General features: G+C 71.5%; 21 protein-coding genes and 1 pseudogene. 10 read left to right on the forward strand and 12 right to left on the reverse strand.

Annotated features, from left to right (window positions below; genetic code table 11):
• Positions 1–18: 18 nt before the first annotated feature.
• From AB0K18_RS04890 to AB0K18_RS04900, 3 genes are read left to right on the forward strand one after another with little or no spacing between them, the layout of a single operon-like run.
• On the forward strand, positions 19–636 hold the full coding sequence (locus tag AB0K18_RS04890) for a DUF2975 domain-containing protein (RefSeq protein WP_364909905.1): 618 nt from the start codon (positions 19–21) through the stop codon (positions 634–636).
• Complete coding sequence (locus tag AB0K18_RS04895) at positions 636–866, forward strand: helix-turn-helix transcriptional regulator (protein ID WP_364909908.1); 231 nt, start codon at positions 636–638, stop codon at positions 864–866. Before AB0K18_RS04890 ends, AB0K18_RS04895 begins: the two co-directional genes overlap by 1 nt.
• A 58-nt stretch (positions 867–924) precedes the next feature.
• Positions 925–1455: an ATP-binding protein gene (locus tag AB0K18_RS04900; RefSeq protein ID WP_364909911.1), complete on the forward strand. Its 531-nt coding sequence runs from the start codon at positions 925–927 to the stop codon at positions 1453–1455.
• A gap of 23 nt (positions 1456–1478) precedes the next feature.
• On the opposite strand, the gene AB0K18_RS04905 is transcribed toward AB0K18_RS04900, so the two are convergent.
• Positions 1479–3905 (reverse strand): toll/interleukin-1 receptor domain-containing protein, encoded by a 2427-nt coding sequence (locus tag AB0K18_RS04905; RefSeq protein WP_364909914.1) that lies wholly within the window; start codon positions 3903–3905, stop codon positions 1479–1481.
• A gap of 85 nt (positions 3906–3990) precedes the next feature.
• Positions 3991–5178, reverse strand: a complete 1188-nt coding sequence (locus AB0K18_RS04910) for an MFS transporter (protein WP_364909916.1) — start codon at positions 5176–5178, stop codon at positions 3991–3993.
• A gap of 100 nt (positions 5179–5278) precedes the next feature.
• Between AB0K18_RS04910 and AB0K18_RS04915 the strand changes: the two genes are divergently transcribed.
• Positions 5279–6214 (forward strand): LysR family transcriptional regulator, encoded by a 936-nt coding sequence (locus AB0K18_RS04915; RefSeq protein WP_364909918.1) that lies wholly within the window; start codon positions 5279–5281, stop codon positions 6212–6214.
• A 4-nt stretch (positions 6215–6218) separates the two neighbouring features.
• On the opposite strand, the gene AB0K18_RS04920 is transcribed toward AB0K18_RS04915, so the two are convergent.
• Entirely contained in the window at positions 6219–6833 is a 615-nt protein-coding gene (locus tag AB0K18_RS04920) for a TetR/AcrR family transcriptional regulator (protein ID WP_364909920.1), read from the reverse strand.
• A 58-nt stretch (positions 6834–6891) separates the two neighbouring features.
• Here AB0K18_RS04920 and AB0K18_RS04925 point away from each other — a divergent pair, with 58 nt between their 5' ends.
• Positions 6892–7509: a maleylpyruvate isomerase family mycothiol-dependent enzyme gene (locus tag AB0K18_RS04925; protein ID WP_364909923.1), complete on the forward strand. Its 618-nt coding sequence runs from the start codon at positions 6892–6894 to the stop codon at positions 7507–7509.
• Between the two features lie 10 nt (positions 7510–7519).
• Here AB0K18_RS04925 and AB0K18_RS04930 read toward each other — a convergent pair whose 3' ends face one another.
• The 7 genes from AB0K18_RS04930 to AB0K18_RS04960 form a co-directional block, all read right to left on the reverse strand.
• Entirely contained in the window at positions 7520–8470 is a 951-nt protein-coding gene (locus AB0K18_RS04930) for a sugar-binding transcriptional regulator (RefSeq protein WP_364909926.1), read from the reverse strand.
• Positions 8471–8559: 89 nt separating this feature from the next.
• On the reverse strand, positions 8560–8697 hold the full coding sequence (locus tag AB0K18_RS04935) for a hypothetical protein (protein ID WP_364909929.1): 138 nt from the start codon (positions 8695–8697) through the stop codon (positions 8560–8562).
• Entirely contained in the window at positions 8694–10220 is a 1527-nt protein-coding gene (locus tag AB0K18_RS04940) for an FGGY family carbohydrate kinase (protein WP_364909932.1), read from the reverse strand. Before AB0K18_RS04940 ends, AB0K18_RS04935 begins: the two co-directional genes overlap by 4 nt.
• Complete coding sequence (locus AB0K18_RS04945) at positions 10213–11169, reverse strand: transketolase family protein (protein ID WP_364909935.1); 957 nt, start codon at positions 11167–11169, stop codon at positions 10213–10215. The genes AB0K18_RS04940 and AB0K18_RS04945 overlap by 8 nt, the downstream gene beginning before the upstream one ends.
• A complete protein-coding gene (locus tag AB0K18_RS04950) occupies positions 11169–12068 on the reverse strand; it encodes a transketolase (RefSeq protein ID WP_364909937.1) in 900 nt (299 codons plus the stop codon). Before AB0K18_RS04950 ends, AB0K18_RS04945 begins: the two co-directional genes overlap by 1 nt.
• A complete protein-coding gene (locus AB0K18_RS04955; RefSeq protein WP_364909940.1) occupies positions 12065–13063 on the reverse strand; it encodes a sugar phosphate isomerase/epimerase family protein in 999 nt (332 codons plus the stop codon). Before AB0K18_RS04955 ends, AB0K18_RS04950 begins: the two co-directional genes overlap by 4 nt.
• Positions 13064–13176: 113 nt before the next feature.
• Positions 13177–13440: a hypothetical protein gene (locus AB0K18_RS04960; RefSeq protein WP_364909943.1), complete on the reverse strand. Its 264-nt coding sequence runs from the start codon at positions 13438–13440 to the stop codon at positions 13177–13179.
• A gap of 241 nt (positions 13441–13681) precedes the next feature.
• Here AB0K18_RS04960 and AB0K18_RS04965 point away from each other — a divergent pair, with 241 nt between their 5' ends.
• Both AB0K18_RS04965 and AB0K18_RS04970 read left to right on the forward strand, forming a co-directional pair.
• Positions 13682–14674 carry a sugar-binding transcriptional regulator gene (locus AB0K18_RS04965; protein ID WP_364909946.1) on the forward strand — a complete coding sequence of 331 codons (993 nt, stop codon included), beginning with the start codon at positions 13682–13684 and terminating at the stop codon, positions 14672–14674.
• 25 nt (positions 14675–14699) lie between these two features.
• Positions 14700–15224: pseudogene (locus tag AB0K18_RS04970) on the forward strand (prolyl oligopeptidase family serine peptidase); the annotation flags it as partial.
• Here the strand turns inward: AB0K18_RS04970 and AB0K18_RS04975 are convergent.
• Positions 15190–15642 carry a MarR family winged helix-turn-helix transcriptional regulator gene (locus AB0K18_RS04975; protein ID WP_364909949.1) on the reverse strand — a complete coding sequence of 151 codons (453 nt, stop codon included), beginning with the start codon at positions 15640–15642 and terminating at the stop codon, positions 15190–15192. The pseudogene AB0K18_RS04970 and the gene AB0K18_RS04975 sit on opposite strands and share 35 nt — an antisense overlap.
• Positions 15643–15737: 95 nt before the next feature.
• Here AB0K18_RS04975 and AB0K18_RS04980 point away from each other — a divergent pair, with 95 nt between their 5' ends.
• The 3 genes from AB0K18_RS04980 (at position 15738) to AB0K18_RS04990 (ending at position 18271) form a co-directional block, all read left to right on the forward strand.
• Positions 15738–16166, forward strand: a complete 429-nt coding sequence (locus AB0K18_RS04980) for a MarR family winged helix-turn-helix transcriptional regulator (protein WP_364909952.1) — start codon at positions 15738–15740, stop codon at positions 16164–16166.
• A 95-nt stretch (positions 16167–16261) separates the two neighbouring features.
• Positions 16262–17452, forward strand: a complete 1191-nt coding sequence (locus AB0K18_RS04985) for a cytochrome P450 (protein WP_364909955.1) — start codon at positions 16262–16264, stop codon at positions 17450–17452.
• Between the two features lie 39 nt (positions 17453–17491).
• The gene (locus tag AB0K18_RS04990) at positions 17492–18271 is read left to right on the forward strand and encodes a MerR family transcriptional regulator (protein ID WP_364909957.1); all 780 of its coding nucleotides are present in this window, start codon (positions 17492–17494) and stop codon (positions 18269–18271) included.
• Here the strand turns inward: AB0K18_RS04990 and AB0K18_RS04995 are convergent.
• Positions 18259–18489: a hypothetical protein gene (locus AB0K18_RS04995; protein ID WP_364909960.1), complete on the reverse strand. Its 231-nt coding sequence runs from the start codon at positions 18487–18489 to the stop codon at positions 18259–18261. The genes AB0K18_RS04990 and AB0K18_RS04995 overlap by 13 nt on opposite strands.
• Positions 18490–18545: the final 56 nt, after the last annotated feature.

Genomic DNA, 18545 nt, shown 5'->3' on the forward strand with positions numbered 1-18545 from the left:
TGGAACGGAGTTCAGCTGATGGCTGCACTGCCCAGCATCCTCGGTCGAGCGGCCCGGCGACCTGCGGTCTTCGCGGGTCTCGTCGCGGTGACCGGGGCCGTCACGGGGATGGTGCTCTACTCAAGGGCCGGTCTCTTCGGCCTGACCTACCCGCAAGTGGTCGCCCAGTCGCCCGGCCGCTACGGCATCGGCCTGGACGAGCCGGCGTTCACCGCGGGCGTCCTGCCCGGTGTCAAGGCCATGACGGGTGATCTCCACTTCGTGGACGGCACGCCCGACGCCGGCCAGTACATCCTCCAGGCCCTGACCACCTTCCCCGGCTTCGTCGTGGCGGCCGTCGCGTTCTTCCTGCTCTGGCGGCTGCTGTGGCGGGCGCGCGAAGGCGCCTACCTGCCGCAGGTCGCCCGCCAGGTGCGGCTGCTGGGCTGGTGGCTGCTCGTCGGCGGCCTGCTGGCCCCGCAGATAGAGCACGTCGCGATGATGGCGCTGCTGGACACGATGGCCGCGAACGAGTCCCACCATCTCCCCCGGGAGATCCCGGTGATCGTGCCGCTCGTCGGGGCCGGGCTGCTGGCGCTGGCGAGCGTCCTGCGTACGGGCGTGCGCATGCGGGACGACCTGGAAGGCACCGTCTGATGCCCGCCGAGGCGGACACCCACGCCATCACCGTCCACCTCGACCGGCTCCTGGAAGAGCGCGGCATGACGCTCACCGAGCTCGCAGACCGGGTGGGGGTGACCGTGGCCAACCTGTCCATCCTGAAGAACGGCCGGGCCAAGGCCATCAGGTTCACCACCCTGACCAGGCTCTGCGAGGTCCTCGGCTGCCAGCCGGGCGACCTGCTGAGCCACCGCCGGACGGAGTGACCGCCGCACCACGTGGAAGGCCTTTTCCGGACGGTGCCCGTTACGCGAGGATGCCGGGGTGACGTCCATCAAGGCGTGGCCCAGGATGATCCTGCTGTGCGGGCTGCCCGGGTCAGGGAAGACGACGCTGGCAAGACGGCTGGCGCGGGAGGTGCCCGCCGTGCGCCTGTGCCCGGACGAGTGGCTGGAGGGCCTGGGCATCGACCTGTTCGACGAGCCCACCCGCGCCCGCCTCGAGCGGCGCTTCGCCGAGCACGCCCAGGAGCTGTTGCGGCTCGGCCAGAGCGTGGTCATGGAGTCCGGCTTCTGGACGCGGGGGGAGCGGGACGCGATGCGCGCGGTCGGGCGCGACGCCGGTGCACTCGTTGAGCTGCGTTACCTCTCCGCGCCGTTCGACGAGCTGTGCCGCCGCGTCGAGGCCCGCAACGGTCAGCCGGGGGCGGCGGTGATCAGCCGGGCGAGGATGGAGACGTACGTGACGCTCTTCGAGGCCCCGGACGCGGCCGAACTCGCGCTCTACGACCCGCCCCTCGCGGGCTCACCTGCTCGCGAGGGCCTTGCCGGCGCCGATGATGCGGCTCAGCGCTGACCGTACGTCGTTCAGCTCGGCGATCACGCGATGTCCGCGAAAAAGGCCGCGCTCGACAGGTAGAAGAACACGAACAGGGCCAGGTAGATCCCGGACTCCCTGGCGAACCGGTGCCGCAACGGCACGGCGAGGGTGCCGCCGGTCGCCTGGCTCTGCTGCTCCGGCAGCCATCGTCGTATCCGGTCGGCGTCGGGGGTGAACCAGACCATGGCCATGAAGACGTTGGCCAGCGTACCGAGCAGGACGAGGCTGAACTGGTCGTCGAAGGACAGCAGGAATCGCAGCTGGGTGACGTACAGCACGGCCATGACGATGTTCAGGCGCCGCTGGAAACGCGCGTACGTGGTGCGGGACGAGGTGAGTTCGGTGGCCAGCCAGAACAGGTAGAGGCAGCCGGGTACGCAGATCCAGAACATCAGCTCGCTCAGCGCCGGAATGACACGGCTCAGCACCGCGTCCTGCTCGGAGCCGCTGTACACCCGGCCCTGTCCGAACAGGGCCAGGGCGAGCAGCCACGTCGCACACAGCTTCATGGCGAGGCTCTTGTACCGCACAGGACCGGGAAGAACCCTTCTGGTCAACGCCTCGGGCAGCGCCGGGAAGAGCCGGCCCGAGCCCTGCGCGAGCAGGGCGAGGCTGTCGGACGAGCGGCTGCGATAGTCGAACCACTGGTAACGATGAAGACGTTCCCAGGTGTCAGCCGGCTGGATGTCGGTGCAGACCACGTAGATGAGGTGAGCGTTCTCTCGTTCGAGGTCTTCCAGCCAGGCGAGTTCCGTGTGCTGGGTCAGCAGGACGATGTCGCCGTCGGTGTGCACGCCCTCGGGTAGTGCGTCCGCTATTTCCGCCGCGATGTGGCTGTCGGCGGGATGATGCAGCAGGCGCGGTGGGCGGCCGGCGCGGATGGGACTGCTCCCTTTGCGGGCGCCGGAAGACCTGTTGTGCCGCAGGCGCGCCTTCTCTGACGCGTTTCCTGTCGCGAGCCGGCGATACCAGGAGTCGGAGTTCTGTGCCGTCAGGAACGCGACCACGCCGAGTGCGAGAAGCACCAGAGCCGGCCAGCGCCATTGCGCGCTCGTGGCCGTCAGGAACGGCGCCGCGTCGCCCACGGAGAGAAACGGAGAACCATAGTCGAAGGAAGACGACGAGTCGTAAGGAACGTGCCGGCCGAGGAGCATGTCGTCCAGATCTCGCCAGGCCGAGGAGTGCAGGTTGGCGGGTGCCGTCATCCAGCCGCTGCTGATGCTGGTGACGATGTGGTCGGTCGAATGCTGAAGGAAGCTGGTGTTCAGGTAGAGCCAGCCTGAGCCGAGCAGCGTCAAGGGGAGCAGGGAAGGGGCGAACCGCCGTCGGCGCAGGACCGCCGTCAGCAGGAACGCCGTCAACGTGGTGAGCAGCAACGTGCCCGCGGCGATGCCGAGAAACGCGAATACCTTGCTGGGCAAGCCATGAAAAGTGAAACCCAGGAGGTGGGTCGTGAAGCCCGCGGAGCTGCTTTCCGGGATGTTCTTCGGGTGCGGCGTGGTGATCGCCACCAGCGTCCGCGCATTGAGGACGTCGAAGAACAGGCTCGCCGCGAGTATCAGGAGCAGAGCGGTCGTCACCAAGAGGACGCTCGGCGGCAGGATCAGCGCCGTCGCGGTCCTGTCGCGGTAGCGCTTCGGCCGGGCGAGCAGCCGCGCCAGCATTCTCGCCTTCGACTCGAACCGGCTGCGCATGTCGAGGATCGCCACGGCTTCGCGGCTCAGCTCGGGTGGCAGGCCGACGTTCTCGAAGAGGACGACATGGATGGGTTTTCCGTTCTCCAAGGCCGTACGCCACTCATAGTCCACGCTCGGAGAGGCGAGAGCGTCACGTGACGCCACCAGCACCAGGGAGGTGCATGCCGACAGGCCCTGGTCCACGCTCTCTTTCCAGTCCGCTCCCGCGTGGATCCGCCGCGTGTCGAACCACACGGATAGCGCCTGACTTTCCAGGCGAAGCATCAAGGATTCGGCGAAATAGTACTGTCGGCGCGAATAACTGAGAAAGGTGTCGCTCGTTCGGCTTTCTCGCCCGGCCGGTTCGAGATCCGGCTCGGGTGGTACGCGACTCGCCTCGGCACTCCGGTCACCGGGTAGCAGCTGGGCGTAAATCAGCGCCCCCGCGCCGACGGCGGCCAAGTACACGAATGCGTCGTCCGACGATGTGCTCGTCCACCAGGCGATGAGCGCCCGGAATACCTCGGCGATCAGCGCGATGACGAATCCCGCGCCGCGCCGGAAGAGAACGAGCAGGATGCCGGTCGTCTCGGCGGCCGTCACCATTCCGAGAGTGAGATTTCTGGCCCACTGGCGGCCGTGATCGATGTCCACCTCGAATCCGGTGACCGTGCTGTACAGCACCCAACTCGCCTGCCCGAGTGCGATGATCAGCAAAATGGCAGGAAGCGCGCCGGTGCGTTGCTGCATGGGGCCACACTTTAGTGGCCGGATATCCGCCCCGTCGCCGATTCCCTTTCGGCGGCCTTGCGAAAGCAAGAGAGGTAGGGGCCCATCACGAAGCGGGGCGGCGGGCGAGGAGGAGCGGGGTCGCCAGCAGGAGGACGCCGGCCACGGCGATGGCTTGGCGAGAGCCGAGGAGACCGCCCAGCACGCCCCAGGTGGCCGTCAGCAGCGCGGTCGTGACCTTGGTCGTCACCGACCAGGCGGACAGCGTACGGGCGATGCGATCGGACGGGGTGCGGGCGAGCCGGTGGGTGGCGAGGAGGGGGTTGAAGACGGCGCAGCAGAAGATCAGCCCGAGCTGGACGCCCATCACCAGCAGCAGCCCGCCGGTGCCGGGCCCGACGAAGGCCAGGCCCAGGGGCCAGAACGCGCGCAGCGTCCCGGCCGCGACCATGACCCGGTGCGCCCCGTACCGGGCGGCGAGCGGCCTGGCCAGCCGTGCCCCGAGCAGCCCGCCGATCGCGGGCGCGGCGAAGGCGAGCCCGTACTGCCAGGACGTGAACCCGAGCGGGCCCAGCATCAGCACGGCGAGCAGCGCGTCCATCGCCATCAGCAGGCCGTTGAACAGAGCGGTGTTGAGGAAGAGCGGGCGCAGTGCCGCGTCGGCGAGGATGAACCGCCACCCCTCCAGCAGGTCACCGGCCCGCAGCCCGGTGTCCCGGGGACGCTCCGATCGCGCCTCCCGGCCGCTCGTCGCGCGCAGGCACAGGGCCGAGAGGAGGTGACTGACCGCGTCGGCGACCACCGTCGCCACCGGCCCGAGCATGGCGATCGCGGCGCCGCCCAGGGGCGGACCGGCGATCGTGGTCGTCCAGGTCGTCGACTCCAGGCGGGCGTTGGCGACCAGCAGGTGCTCGGCCGGGATCAGGGTCTTCAGGTACGCGCCTGAGGCCGCGCGGAAGGTGAGGTCGGCCGCCGCGACGACGACCGAGACCAGCAGGAGCTGGACGAAGGAGAGCACGCCCAGCGCGTACGCGGCCGGGATCGTCAGCAGGGCCGCGAACCGTACCAGGTCGGTCCCGACCAGCACCGGCCGTTTGCGGCGGAACTCCACCCACGGCCCCAGCGGCACCGCCAGCGCCGCGCCCGCCAGCGCGCCCACCGAGGACAGCGCCGCGACCTGCGCCGGTCCCGCGTGCAGCACCTGGATCGCGATCAGCGGGAACGCGCCGAAGGCGAGCCACGTGCCGAGCGCGCTGGTGCCGTACGCGGCCCAGAACCACCTGAACTCCCGCATGACGCTCCTTGCTCGATGGATGATCGCCAGCAGCGAAGCGCGTGCGGGGCAGGAAGATCAAACAACTCCGGGTACAACGATCGGTTGTACAGTGCCGGGCATGGACCTCGACGCCGTACGCACCTTCGTCGCCGCCGCCGACGCGGGCCAGTTCCAGGAGGCCGCCGCCGAGCTGAGGGTCACCCAGCAGGCCGTCTCCAAGCGGATCGCCGCCCTGGAACGCGCCCTCGGCGTACGGCTGTTCACCCGCGCACCGCGCGGCGCCGAGCTCACCATCGACGGTCAAGCGTTCCTGCCGCACGCCCGCGAGTTGTTGCGGACTGCCGAACGAGCGGTGGCATCCGTGCGCACCGGCCGCCGCCCGCTGCGCGTCGACATGCTCGCCTCACGCAGCGCGGCGTCGGGCGTGATGCGGGCGTTCCATCGCGCGTACCCGGAGATCGAGCTGGACGTGGTGATGCTGTTCGGCATCGACGACGCCATCGCCGCCATCAGGTCGGGCGCCATCGACGCGTCGTTCCGCGCCGTCACGATGCCGGGCCGGCCCCTGCCGGACGACGTCGCGGCGGAACGCGTCCTCGACGAGCCGCTGCAGCTGCTCACCGGCCCCGCCCACGCGCTGGCGGGCGCGAAGTCGGTCACGGTCGCCCGGCTCGCCGGGCACCGGATCTGGATGCCGGGCATCGTCCCCGGCACCGAGTGGGCCACCTTCTACGACGACCTCGTCGCGGAGTTCGGCCTGACCATCGAGGTGACCGGGCCCAACTTCGGCTCGGACGCGCTCCTCGACACCATCGCCGACACCCCGGCCCTGGCCACGTTCATGGGGGAGCGCACCCGACTGGTCTGGCCCGAGGGCCACGGCCTGCGCCGCATCCCCGTCACCGGCCCCACCCCCGTCTACCCGCACGCGCTGCTGTGGCGCCGCGACGGCCCCCACCCCGCGCTCGCCACCCTCCGCGCCTACCTCGCCACCACGGGGGCCGGGCCGGACCCGGCCGGAACCTGGACGCCGAGCTGGGCGATCCCGCGCTGACCTCTCAAGGCGCGCCGAGGACGTCCGGAGTGACCAGGGCGCGGGCGGCGGCGGCGAAGTAGTCGGCGGAGGCGGCGTCGGCCAGGCCGAGGATGACGCCCTGGCTCAGCCCGACCAGCAGCGCCCGCAGCGCCGTGGCCAGCCGTCGCGCCTGCCCGGGCGTGAGGGCGCCGCCGTCATGGGAGCGGCCGGACAACAACCCGGTCAGGCGTTCCTCGTGGGCTCGTACGGAGGCGGCGAGCTTGGGGCGCAACTCGGGATCGCGCAGCGCCAGGTCCTGGAGGCTGATCTCGAACGACAGCCGCCGCAGCGCGTCGGGGTCGTCGCACGTGCGGCGGTAGTGGCGGGCGAAGACCTCCACCGCCTCGGCCGCCCCGAGGTCAGGGGAGACCGCCTGCTCAAGGCCGTCGTAGTGCGGCGCGAGGTAGTCGGTGACCAGGGCGATCAGCAGGCCGTTCTTGCTGCCGAAGAGGGAGTAGACGGCGCCGGTGGTCAGTCCTGCCTGCTCGGCGATCTCGTCCAGCCTGGCCCGATGACCGTCGCGGGCGACGATGCGGTGCGCGGCCTCCAGCAGGGCCTGCCGGTTCCTGTCCTTGGCCTCCGCCCTCGTTTTTCTCATAATCTCATTATTACCGTAATCTCGTTATGAAAGTCAGCCGACGAGGAAGAAGCGCCACATGGACATCACCTCCGCCATCGCCGCAGAACGTACGGAACTGGCGGCGCTCCTGGACGACCTGCCGCCCCAGCAGTGGGACGCACCCACCCTGTGCGCGGGCTGGCGCGTACGGGAGGTCGCGGCGCACATGTCGATGGGCTTCCGCTACCCGCTGCCCAGGATGCTGTGGGAGCTGGTCAGGGCGGGCGGCGGCGTCAACAGAATGGCCGACCGGCGGGCCCGCCTCGACGCGGCCGCCATGTCCACGTCGGAGATGGCCGCCGCGCTCCGCGACAACGCCCGCCACCCCTGGCGGCCACCGGTCGGCGGCATCGCGGCGGCGCTCGGCCACGACGTCGTGCACGGCCTGGACATCACCGTCGCCCTCGGCCTCGGCCGCCGCGTCCCCGAAGAGCGCGTACGCCTCCTCCTGGAACAGGTCACCCCCAGGACCGCGCGGTTCTTCGGCGCGCACCTCGACGGCGTGCAGCTGCGCGCCGACGACCTCGACTGGTCCTTCGGCACGGGCGTCCCGCTGATCGGCTCGGCGCAGGACCTGCTCCTGCTGACCTATGGCCGCAAGCTGCCGCCGGGGCACCTGCGCGGCGAGGTGAGCGACCGCTACGTCGCCGCCTGAGCCTCGGAGGTCAGGAGCAGAGCCGGCGGGCCACGCGCAGGTCGGTGACGAGGATGTTGACCCAGCCGCCTTCGAGCGCCGCCCTGATCGCGGGCAGCTTCCGCAGGCCGCCCGCGACGGCGACGCGCCGCCCGACGGCGCCGAAGGAGGCGGTGTCGACGCCGATGACGCGCCGGTCGAGATCGGAGGCGACGGGCTTGCCGGTGGCGTCGAAGAAGTGCAGGCAGACCTCGCCGACCCCGCCGACCGCGCGGAGCTCGTCGCGGTCGGCCTCCCTGACGGGCGCGGAGGCCGGCTCGCCGATGCCGACGAGGGCGACGGTCACCTCACGCCACTGCGCCTGCACCTCGGCCAGGTCGGGGTCCTGGAGCAGCGCCTCGCGCGTGGCGGGGGTGGCGACCAGGCCGGGCAGCGGCACGAAGACGGGATGGGCATTGGTGAGGTCGGCCAGCCGGGCGATGAGCCGGGTGGCCCGCACCTGGTCGCCGGCGCTGCCGAGGCCGCCCACGAGCTGGATCACCCGGTCGGCGACCTGCACGTTCTTCTGCGGCAGCCGCTGCACCACCGCCTGCAGCGTCTGGCTCCACGCGGCGAGGCCGATGACGTCGCCGCCGGTGAAGGTGACGTCGAGGTAGGCGGCCGCCGCCGTCGCGAGTGAGGGGACGACGTCGTCCTGGTAGTCCTCGACGTCGACCACCACGGCGTCGCGCAGCGCGTAGCGGCGCTGCAGCTCCTCCTCCAGCTCGGTGTGCACGCCCTCGGGGAGCGTGACCACCGTGCGGACCAGGCCTCGCGTGACCGCCTCCTTCAGCAGGCGGGACACGCGCGGCTGGGAGAGGTGGAGCGCGGCGGCGATCTCCGGCTGGCGGATGCCCTGTTCGTGGTACATGCGGGCGACGCGGGCAAGGAGCCGCAGATGATCCTTGGAGACGTCGCCCACTCCATCCGAGTCCCGGACCACCGTACCCGCCCTTCACGCCGCTGATCGTCGCTGATCGTCGCTGATCGTCGCTCCAAGTTTAGGGGCGGGCGGGTGTGCGGGCGTGACGCCTACTTCCTGGCGAAGACCCCGAACTCGGCGGCGTTGCCGGCGGTGACCGGCTCGCAGTCGATCGACTGCCTCTCCTCCTGGCCGGTGATGTGGCCGGCGGCGTCGAACGTCTCGGGCGCGGCGGCCGCCGTGGTCATCTGGCGCTCCTCTCCTGCGCGGGGCGGGCTCTGCGGACGGCCTCGTGCCAGGCGTGCTTCCTGGCGCGGCGTTCCGCCTCGCCGAGCCCGGGCTCGTAGGTGTCGGCGGGCCTGGGCCGGCGTTCGAGCTCGCCGAGGGTCCAGAGCCCGGCCGCCAGCCCGGCGGCGCCGGCCGCGCCGAGCGCGGACAGGTCGTGCTCGCCCGAGCGGGCGACGACGCGTCCGCTCAGGTCGGCCTGGAGCCGCATCAGCCGGTCGCTGTGGGTCAGCCCGCCGTCCGTCATGACCACGCGGACCCGCCCGACGGCCTGCTCGATCGCGGCCAGGACGTCCTCGATCTGGAAGGCGACCGCCTCCAGGGCGGCGGCGGCGAGCTGGGGGCGCCGGGTGCCCAGGGAGAAGCCGGTGATGACCGGGGTGGCGCCGGGGTCCCACCAGGGGGCGCCGAGCCCGCCGAAGGCGGGGACGAAGTGCACGCCTTCTGCGGATTCGGTCTCCTTGAGCAGCTCAGGGACGGGGACGCCGAACAGGTCGGCGAGCCAGCTCACCATCCGGCCGGTGGCGCGGATGTTGCCCTCGACGCACAGCGCGGGGCCGTCGCCGAGGTCCCAGGCGATGCTGCGGCACAGGCCCCGCGCCTCGCCGACCTCGCCGGCCAGGCCGACCTCGCCGACCTCGCCTGCGAGGCGGACCTCGCCGGTCTGGCCAGTCGGACCGGCCTGGCCGATGGCCATCACCGACGAGCCGGTGCCGTACGTCGCCTTGACCACGCCCGGCCGCCACCCGGCGTGGGCGAACATCGCGGCGTGCGAGTCGCCCATGACCGCCAGCACCGGCACCCCGTCCGGCAGCGGCGCCAGCCCGCGGGCGGCGGGGAAGGCGGCGCACGAGGGCACCACCCGCGGCAGCACCTCGCGCGGCACGCGGAACAGCTCCAGCAGCCGGTCGTCCCAGTCGCCGGTGGCGACGTCGAGGAGCTGGGTGCGCGAGGCGTTGCCGGCCTCGATGAGGTGCTCGCCGCCGAAGCGGCTGAGCAGCCACGAGTCGACCGTGCCCAGGCACAGCTCGCCCGCCCGCCGCCGGTCGGGGTCGTAGGTGTCGAGCAGCCAGCGCGCCTTGAGCGCGGAGAACATCGGATCGAGCGGCAGGCCGCTCACCGAGCGGACCAGCTCGGCGGCGCCGGCCAGCCCGTGACAGCGGTCGGCGGTGCGCTGGTCCTGCCAGCTCAGCAGCGGCCCGACGGGCTCGCCGGTGCGGCGCTCCCAGAGCACCAGCGACTCGCGCTGGTTGCTGATCCCGATGCCCGCGACACGTCCCGCGCAGGCGGGCGTGACGCACTCGGCGACCGCCCGCCGCACGCTTTCCCACAGCTCGGCCGGGTCCTGCTCCACCCAGCCGGGGCGCGGCTGCGACTCGGACAGGGGGGCGGCCGCGCGGGAGACGACCCGGCCGCGCGCGTCGACGAGGAGCGCCTTGGTGGAGCTTGTGCCCTGGTCGACGGCCAGGATGAGCGGGTCAGCCATGGCGCAGCAGCCTCCGTGCGGCATCGGCGATGCCCTCAGGCGACATGCCGTAGCGGTCGAGCAGGTACGCCGCCGAGCCGGTCGGCGCGAACTCGGGGATGCCGAGGATCGCGACCCGGACCGGATGGTGCTGGACGACGGTCTCGGCGACGGCGCCTCCGAGGCCGCCGGCGATGGTCGACTCCTCGATCGTCACGATGCCGGCGGTCTCCCGCGCGGCGGCCACGACCGCGTCCGTGTCCAGGGGCTTGACCGTCGGCATCGACAGCACCCGGGCCGAGACGCCCTCGGCCTCCAGCCGTTCCGCGGCGACCAGCGCCCGCCACAGCACGGTGCCGTTGGCGATCAGCGTGACGTCGCCGCCGTCGCGCAGGGTGACCGCCCGGCCGGGGACGAAGGCGTAGTCGTCGGGGTTGACCTGGGGCACGCTCATGCGGCTGACCCGGACGAACACCGGCCCCTCGACGGCGGCGGCCCAGCGCAGCGCGGCGCTGGTCTCGACCGGGTCGGACGGGACGATGACGGTCAGGTTGGCGATGGCCCGCAGCCAGGCGATGTCCTCGATGGAGTGGTGCGTCGGTCCCAGCTCGCCGTAGGCGACGCCGGGGCTCATGCCGCACAGCTTGACGTTGTGGTTGGAGTAGGCGACGTCGGCCTTGATCTGCTCCAGCGCGCGGGCGGTGAGGAAGCAGGAGGCGGCAGAGACGAACGGGATGCGCCCGCCGTTGGCCAGCCCGGCGGCCACGCCGACCATGTCCTGCTCGGCGATCCCGACGTTGATCAGCCGGTCGGGGAACGACCGGCGGAAGCCGGCCAGCTTGCTGGAGCCGACCGAGTCGTTGACCACGCCGACGATCCGCTGGTCGGCGCCGGCCAGCTCGGACAGGGTGGCGACGTAGGCGTCCCTGCAGTCGAAGCGGGGCAGGTCGGCGACCGAGGTACGCGGCATCAACGCTCCTTCTCCAGCTCGCTCAGCGCCTGCCGGTACTGCGCCTCGTCCGGCACCTTGTGGTGCCAGGCGACGTCGCCGCTCATGAAAGAGATCGGATGTCCCTTGTGGGTGTGGGCGATCACGAACGTGGGCCGGCCCGGCCGGTACGGCACCGACGACAGCACGTCCAGCAGCTCGCCGTGGTCGTGCCCGTTGACCTCGACCACGGCCAGGCCGAACGCCGCCGCCTTGTCCGCGAGCGGGTCGAGGTCGTTGGTCTCCTTGACGGTGGCGCCCTGCTGGAGCCGGTTGCGGTCGACGATCACGGTGAGGCGTTCGAGCCGGTGCTGGGAGGCGGCCATCATCGCCTCCCAGTTGCTGCCCTCCTGCAGCTCACCGTCGCCGACCAGCACGTACGTCCGGCGCGGCGACACGTCCAGCTTGGCCGACAGCGCGTGCCCGACCGCCACCGGCAGGCCGTGCCCGAGCGGCCCCGTGTTGGCCTCGACCGCGGCGACCTTGGTGCGGTTGGGATGCCCGTTCAGCGCCGACAGCGGCTGCAGGAACGTCGCCAGCTCGGCCGGCGGCAGGAAGCCGAACGCCGCCAGCGTGGTGTAGAGCGCGCCCGCGACGTGCCCCTTGCTGAGGATGAAGCGGTCGCGCTCGGGGTCGGCGACCCGTTCCGGGCTGATGTCCAGCACCGCCCCGTACAGGGTGGTCAGGATGTCGACGGCGGAGAAGTCGCCGCCGATGTGCCCCGCTCCCGCGTGATGGATGAGCTTGAGGTCCTGGATCCTGATCTGCCTGGCCGCCTCGGCGAGATGCGCGATCTGCTCCGCGCGGCCGGCGCGCCGGTCAACCCTGCCGAACACCGGCAGCGTGACGTGGCCGCGCACGGCCTCGGCGAGGTCGGTCATGCCTCCTCCAGGCCCGCCATCGAGGTCAGCAGCGCGTTCTGGACGAGCCGCTGGGCGGCCAGCGCGTCGTGCGCGGCCTGTGCCTGGGCGAGCGCCTCGTCGTCCAGGACGCCGAGCGCGCGGTCGATCGCCTTCAGGAAGCGGATGGCCTGCTTGGCGGCCTGGACGCTGTCCTCGCGGAAGGGGAACTGGTCGAGCTGCCAGACGCCGTCCCAGTTGTTCCTGCGCAGGGTGTGGAAGAACTCGAACGTCTCCACCAGGTGCACCGAGCCGACGACCATGTCGTCGTCCCAGCCGCGCATGTTGTCGTTGACGTCGATGGCGAACAGCCGGCCGTGGTCGATGGCGAGCTGGGCGGCGTCGGCCGGGGTCTCCTGCCCGTAGAGCGAGTGGCCGAAGTCGAGCAGGATGCCCAGGTTGGGCAGGCCGATGCGCTCGATGCCGAGCAGCGTGCGGGCCACGCCCGGGAAAATGATCTTCACGCGGGGCTCGCGCGGCTTGTACTCGATCACATAATTGATCTCGGGGTGCGCGGAGCACAGCTCGGTCAGGCCGTCGAGGGCGAGCTGCCAGACGTCGTGGTAGTTCACCTGGAACGGGTAGTCCCAGCCGTCCTGGCCGGGCCACAGTTTCACGTACGAGCAGCCCAGCTCCAGGGCCACCTCGGTGGCGTCGTGCATCAACGCGATGGCCTTCTTGCGCACGGCCGGGTCGGGGTTGGTGAACGAGCCCTTGACGAAGTCGCGCGTATAGATCTCAGGGGTGATCGCGATCGCGCTCAAACCGTTCTTGGCCAGGGCGGCCTTGACGTCGTCCAAAGTGCCGTCGAACCCGACGAACGGCCAGTTCAGGTCCACCACCGACAGCTCGCCCACGGCTCCCGCCCGGTCGATCTGCTCGAGCAGCCCGACCGGCGGCCCGTAGCCGTCGGTGGCGTACCGGTCCTTGTAGGTGGCGAAGTGCCAGATACCTGCGCCGAAGGTCGGCATGGTCATCACTCCCTTATCCCTTGGTGGCGCCGGCGTTGAGCCCGGCGACGATCCACCGCTGCAGCAGCGTGTACGCGATGAGGATGGGCACGACTTCGAATCTCCTCTGGCATGCGGTCCTAGTGGTGCTCTCCGCCGAAGGCCCGGATCTTGGCGAACATGTCCGCCGGCAGGAAGCGCACGTCGACCTCCTCGCAGCCCCGGATCGGGTGGTTCGATCCGGGCAGGTAGGAGCCGTCGGCGCCGAAGCGGGGCGCGGGCCGTACGCGCCGGTTGCCGCTCTGCGGGAAGAGCGTCAGCGCGATCGCCGGGGAGCCGCCGGTGAACTGGTCGTCGGCCTCGTTCTTGGCGTCCGTGTTGATGATGACTCTGCGCTGGCGCATCGCAGTCTCCCGGTAGTGCATAATTATTCGATAGTGCATAATCTCCCGCGCTCGTAGATTGGCTGATCCACGCGATGCGTGTCAATAACGTTCAGCAACCTTCGGCGGTGCGAACTGCTTCTTCTCGCCGTAGCCCGCGACGGCGTGCCGCGGGCCACCCGCGCTCGGCATCACGAAGTGACCTTCCGGATGGACAATGTCAGGCGACGAGACCGCACGGCGGCGAGGGGGACGGGTCCTGATGGCTGTGAACGCGGGCGGCGCCGGCCGGTTCGTTACCGACGGCCGGCTGCGGCTGATCACCAAGGTCGCGCACATGTACCACGAGCTCGGCATCCGGCAGGCCGACATCGCCGACGCGCTGCACATCTCGCAGACGAAGGTCTCCAGGCTGCTCAAGCGGGCCGGCGAGATCGGCATCGTCCGTACGGTGGTCGTCGTCTCCCAGGGCGTGCACCTGACCCTGGAGCAGGAGCTGGAGACCCGCTACGGGCTGCGCGAGGCGGTCGTCGTCGACGTCGAGGGCGACGAGTCGGAGATCATCGCCGGCATCGGCTCCGCCGGGGCCGCCTACCTCGAATCGACCCTGGCGGGCGGCGAGCGGATCGGCATCTCACCGTGGAGCCAGACCCTGCTGTCGGTGGCCGAGCGGCTGCACCCCCTGCGCGTGCCGGGCGCCGACCGCGTGGTGCAGCTGCTCGGCGGCGTCGGTGAGGGCGCCGTCCAGGCCAAGGCCAACCGCCTGCTCGGCCACCTCGCCGAGCTGATCGGCGCCGAGCCGCTCTACGTCCAGGCTCCCGGCCTGGTCGGCAGCTCCGAGATCCGCCAGAGCCTGATCGGCGACGCGGCCATGCAGCCGGTGGCCGAGGAGTGGCAGCGGCTGACGATGGCGCTGGTCGGCATCGGCAGCGTGCAGCCCTCGCCGCTGCTGCGCGACAGCGGCAACGCGATCGCTCCCGCCGACCAGGACCACCTCATCGCCGCCCACGCGGTCGGCGACGTCTGCCAGCGCTTCTTCGACGCGACGGGCGAGCTGATCCACAGCGATCTCGACAGCCGCGTCGTCGGCATCGACCCGGAGGTGCTGCGCGCGATCCCGCGCCGCATCGGCATGGCGGGCGGCGAGCGCAAGCACGCGGCCATCCGCGCGGCGATCACCGGCGGCTGGGTCAACGTCATCATCACCGACGTCACGACGGCCCGCGCGCTGCTCGACGGAGACCCGCCGGCCTGACGGGGACGTACGGGGGGACGCGGAGTGGCGCGACCTGGAGGCGGCGTTGCGGCACGCCATGACCATGGGGGCGCGGCGCTTCATCCTGTACGGCACCTCGATGGGCGGCCAGATCGTCGGCCAGCTCCTCGGCCGGTCACCGCTCGCGACCCTGGTCGACCGCGTCATCATGGACGCGCCCATGATCGACGTACGGATGACCGCGGAACAGGGCGCACGCAACGCCGGCCTGCCCGCGTTCGTGGCCGGGCCGGCCGGGCTGGTCACCGAGTGGCGCACCGGCGTCGACACCGATCGGCTCAGCCTGATCCGCCACCCGCCCCGGGTCAGGCCGCCCCTCCTGCTGATCCACACCGTTCCGGACACCGAGCACCCGATCCAGGAGGCGTGCGACCTCGTCACCCCGGGCGCCCGGCTGGGCTGGCCGATCCGGTTCGAGCCGTTCGAGCGGGGCGGGCACACCGAGGCGTGGAACGTGGACCGCGCCCGCTACGACCGGCTCGTCCGCGACTTCCTCAGCGGCCGGAGTGGTGCTCGGTCAGGCGGGTGAGGAGGTCGACGAAGGTCCGCCGGTCGGTGGCGGACAGCGGGGCGAGGTAGTCGTCCTGGACGGCGGTGAGCAGCCGGTCGAGGTCGGCGAGCTGCTTCCGGCCGGCCGGGGTGATGGTGATGACGTTGCGGCGGCGGTCGCCCGGGTCGGGCGCGCGTTGGAGGAAGCTCTGGTCGGCGAGGTCGTTGACGGCCGCGACCACGTCGCTGCGGTCGATGCCGGTGCGGCGGCCGAGCTCGGCCTGGCTGGCCGGGCCGAACTCCTCCAGGGTGGCGAGCAGGGCGTAGTGGTAGCGGCGGGCGCCGGCCCCGGCCAGCGCCTGGTCCACGAGCCGGTTGGCGATCAGCGCCGCACCGTTGGTCAGCCTGCTCGGCAGCCTGCGCAGCCGCTCCGCCTGCGGCCCCTCGGGAGTGTTCACGAGCCGACTCTAACAAATGGTTGGTGTGACCCACGAATGGTGTTAATGTTGGTGCAGCCAACGTTGGCTTAACCAACTAGTTAGGGAGTACTTTCATGCCCGCCTTCAGCACCCAGGTGATCGGCCAGACCGAGAAGGCCCTCAACGCCCTCCTCGACCGCCTGCTGGCCGGGACCGGCATCACCGAACCTCAGTGGGTGACGCTGACCCTGACCGTCGTCAGCGAAAAAACGCCGTCCGCGGACGCCCTCGCCGAACGCGTCGCCCACTCCCTGAAGGTCGACCAGGCCACCGTGCACCGGCTCCTCGCCGAGCTGACGGCGGCCGGCCTGGTCCGCACCACGCAGGACGGCGTCGTCGAGCCGACCGAGCACGGCAAGTCCGAGTGGACGAGGGTCCGCGCCGCCATCACCGGCATCACCGGCCGGCTGTGGGGCGACCTGCCGCCGGAGGACCTGGCCACCGCGGGCCGCGTCCTCGACATCGTCCTGTCCCGCGCGAACACGCTGCTGTCCGCCGCCTGAACGAGTGGCCCACCTCACAGGGCCGCGCCGTCACAAGGGCCGGGGCGCCGCCGTCTCGTGGTCGTCAGCATGCCGCGAACGACGCGAGAGGACGGATGATGACACAGGCTCTGGAACTGCCCCTGCACATGCGGAGGAACGGGCTGGACCCGGTCGGGGAGCTGGCCCTGGCCCGCGACGGCGAGGGCGTGGTGCGGGTGATGACGCCGTTCGGCGTGCCCGCGTACGTGGTCTGCCGCTACGAGGACGTCCGCCGGGTGCTGGCGGACCCGGCCCGGTTCAGCAGCGCCCTGACCCCCATCCCCGGCACCGAGCGGATGGACGCCGAGGAGCGCGCCAGGATGCGGGCCGGGCAGCTGCTCGCCGCCGACCCGCCCGAGCACACCCGGCTGCGCCGGATGCTCACCCCCGAGTTCACCGTACGGCGCATGCGCAGGCTGGAGCCGCGGATCGCCGAGATCGTCGAGGCGGCGCTGGACGACCTGGAGCGGGCCGGCAAGCCGGCCGACCTGGTGGAGCACGTCGCGCTGCCGGTGCCGTCGCTGGTGATCTGCGAGCTGCTGGGCGTGCCGCCCGCCGACCGCGCGGCGTTCCACGCGCGTTCGGTACGCCTGCTGGACACCTCCCTGCCGATCGAGCAGCGCGTCCAGGAGCAGCGGGAGGAACGGGCGTACATGGCCGGCCTGGTCGCCCGCGCCCAGGCGGACCCGGGCGATGACCTGCTGGGCATGCTCGTCCGCGAGCACGGCCACGACCTCACCACCGACGAGCTGATCGGCATCGCCGGGCTGTTGCTGCTGGCCGGCCACGAGACGACCGCCAACATGCTCGGCCTCGGCACCCTGGCCCTGCTGCGCCACCCCGGCCAGGCGGCGCTGATCCGCGACGACCCGGCCATGGTCGAGCCCGCCGTCGAGGAGCTGCTGCGCTGGCTGTCCATCGTGCAGTCACTGCCGCCGCGCACGACCACGACGGACGTGGAGATCGCCGGTCAGCGGATCCCGGCGGGTTCGCTGGTGATCTGCTCGTTCCCCGCCGCCAACCGCGACCCCGCCCTGGTGGACGGCCCCGAGACCCTCGACGTCACCAGGGGAGCGGCCGGCCACGTCGCCTTCGGCCACGGCGTCCACCACTGCCTCGGAGCGCCGCTGGCGAGGATGGAGCTGCGCATCGCCTTCCCCGCCCTCCTGCGCCGCTTCCCCGCCCTCGCCCTCGCCGAGGACCGGCTTGACTTCCGCGCCTCCAGCATCGTGTACGGCCTGCACCGGCTCCGCGTAACCTGGTGATCTTGACTCTCACGCCACGTCAGGCGGCACAGTGACCGCATGACCACTTCAGAGCACACCGTCGGCGCCATCGCCGAGCTGACCGGCGTCTCGGTCCGCACGCTGCACCACTACGACGAGATCGGCCTGCTGGAGCCGAGCGAGCGCAGCCCCGCCGGCTACCGGCTCTACTCGGCGGACGACCTGCGCAGGCTGCAGCGCGTCCTGTTCTACCGGGAGCTCGGTTTCGGCCTCGACGCGATCGGCGCGATCCTGGCCGACCCCGCCCGCGGGGACGCCGACCGGCTGGAGGAGCAGCGCGCGCTGCTCCTCCAGCGCATCGAGCGGCAGCGGGCCATGGTCGCCGCCATCGACAGGGAGCTGAACGCGCGCAGGCTCGGCCTCACCCTCACCCCGCGGGAACGGCTGGAGATCCTCGGCGGCACCCGGCTGGAGGACCGCGCCGATCGGGCGGAGGAGCGGTTCGGCGGTTCTGAGCTGTGGGAGCAGCGTCGGCGGCGCGCGTCGGCGTACTCGGCGGCGGACTGGGCGGAGATCCGCGACGAGCAGGCGGGCATCCATCAGCGGCTGCTCGACGCGATGAACGCCGGCCTGCCCGCCGGCGACCCCGCCGTCATGGACCTGGCCGAGGAGCACCGGCTGCACCTGCACCGGCGCTTCCACGACTGCGGCCACGACGTGCATCGGGGGCTGGCGCGGGCGTACCTCGCCAACGAGCGCGTCGGCCGCAACTACGACGACATGGCGCCCGGCCTGTCCCGGTACGTCCACGACGCCATCATGGCCAACGCCGACCGCGCCCAGCGTCAGAGGTTGTGAAAGAAGTCGCCGCCGAAGCTGCTGAGGAAGAACTCGCTGCCGGTCGTGCGCGAGGTGTTGCTGACGAGCACGGTGACGCCGATGCCGAAGGCGATGTCCGGCTGGCGGACGACGAAGACGTGCACCTCCACCAGCTCGTTGTTCTGCCGCGCGTCGTGGAGGACGGGGTCTGGCTGCTGAGACCCTTCGAGGATCGGCCGCGCGGCGCCTGACGGCATCAGTACCCCATGCTCAGTTCCGCGCGTCGGGCGCGTGATCGCGGGCAAGGAGTTGG

Source organism: Nonomuraea sp. NPDC049421 (assembly GCF_040677005.1).
Classification (GTDB): domain Bacteria; phylum Actinomycetota; class Actinomycetes; order Streptosporangiales; family Streptosporangiaceae; genus Nonomuraea; species Nonomuraea salmonea.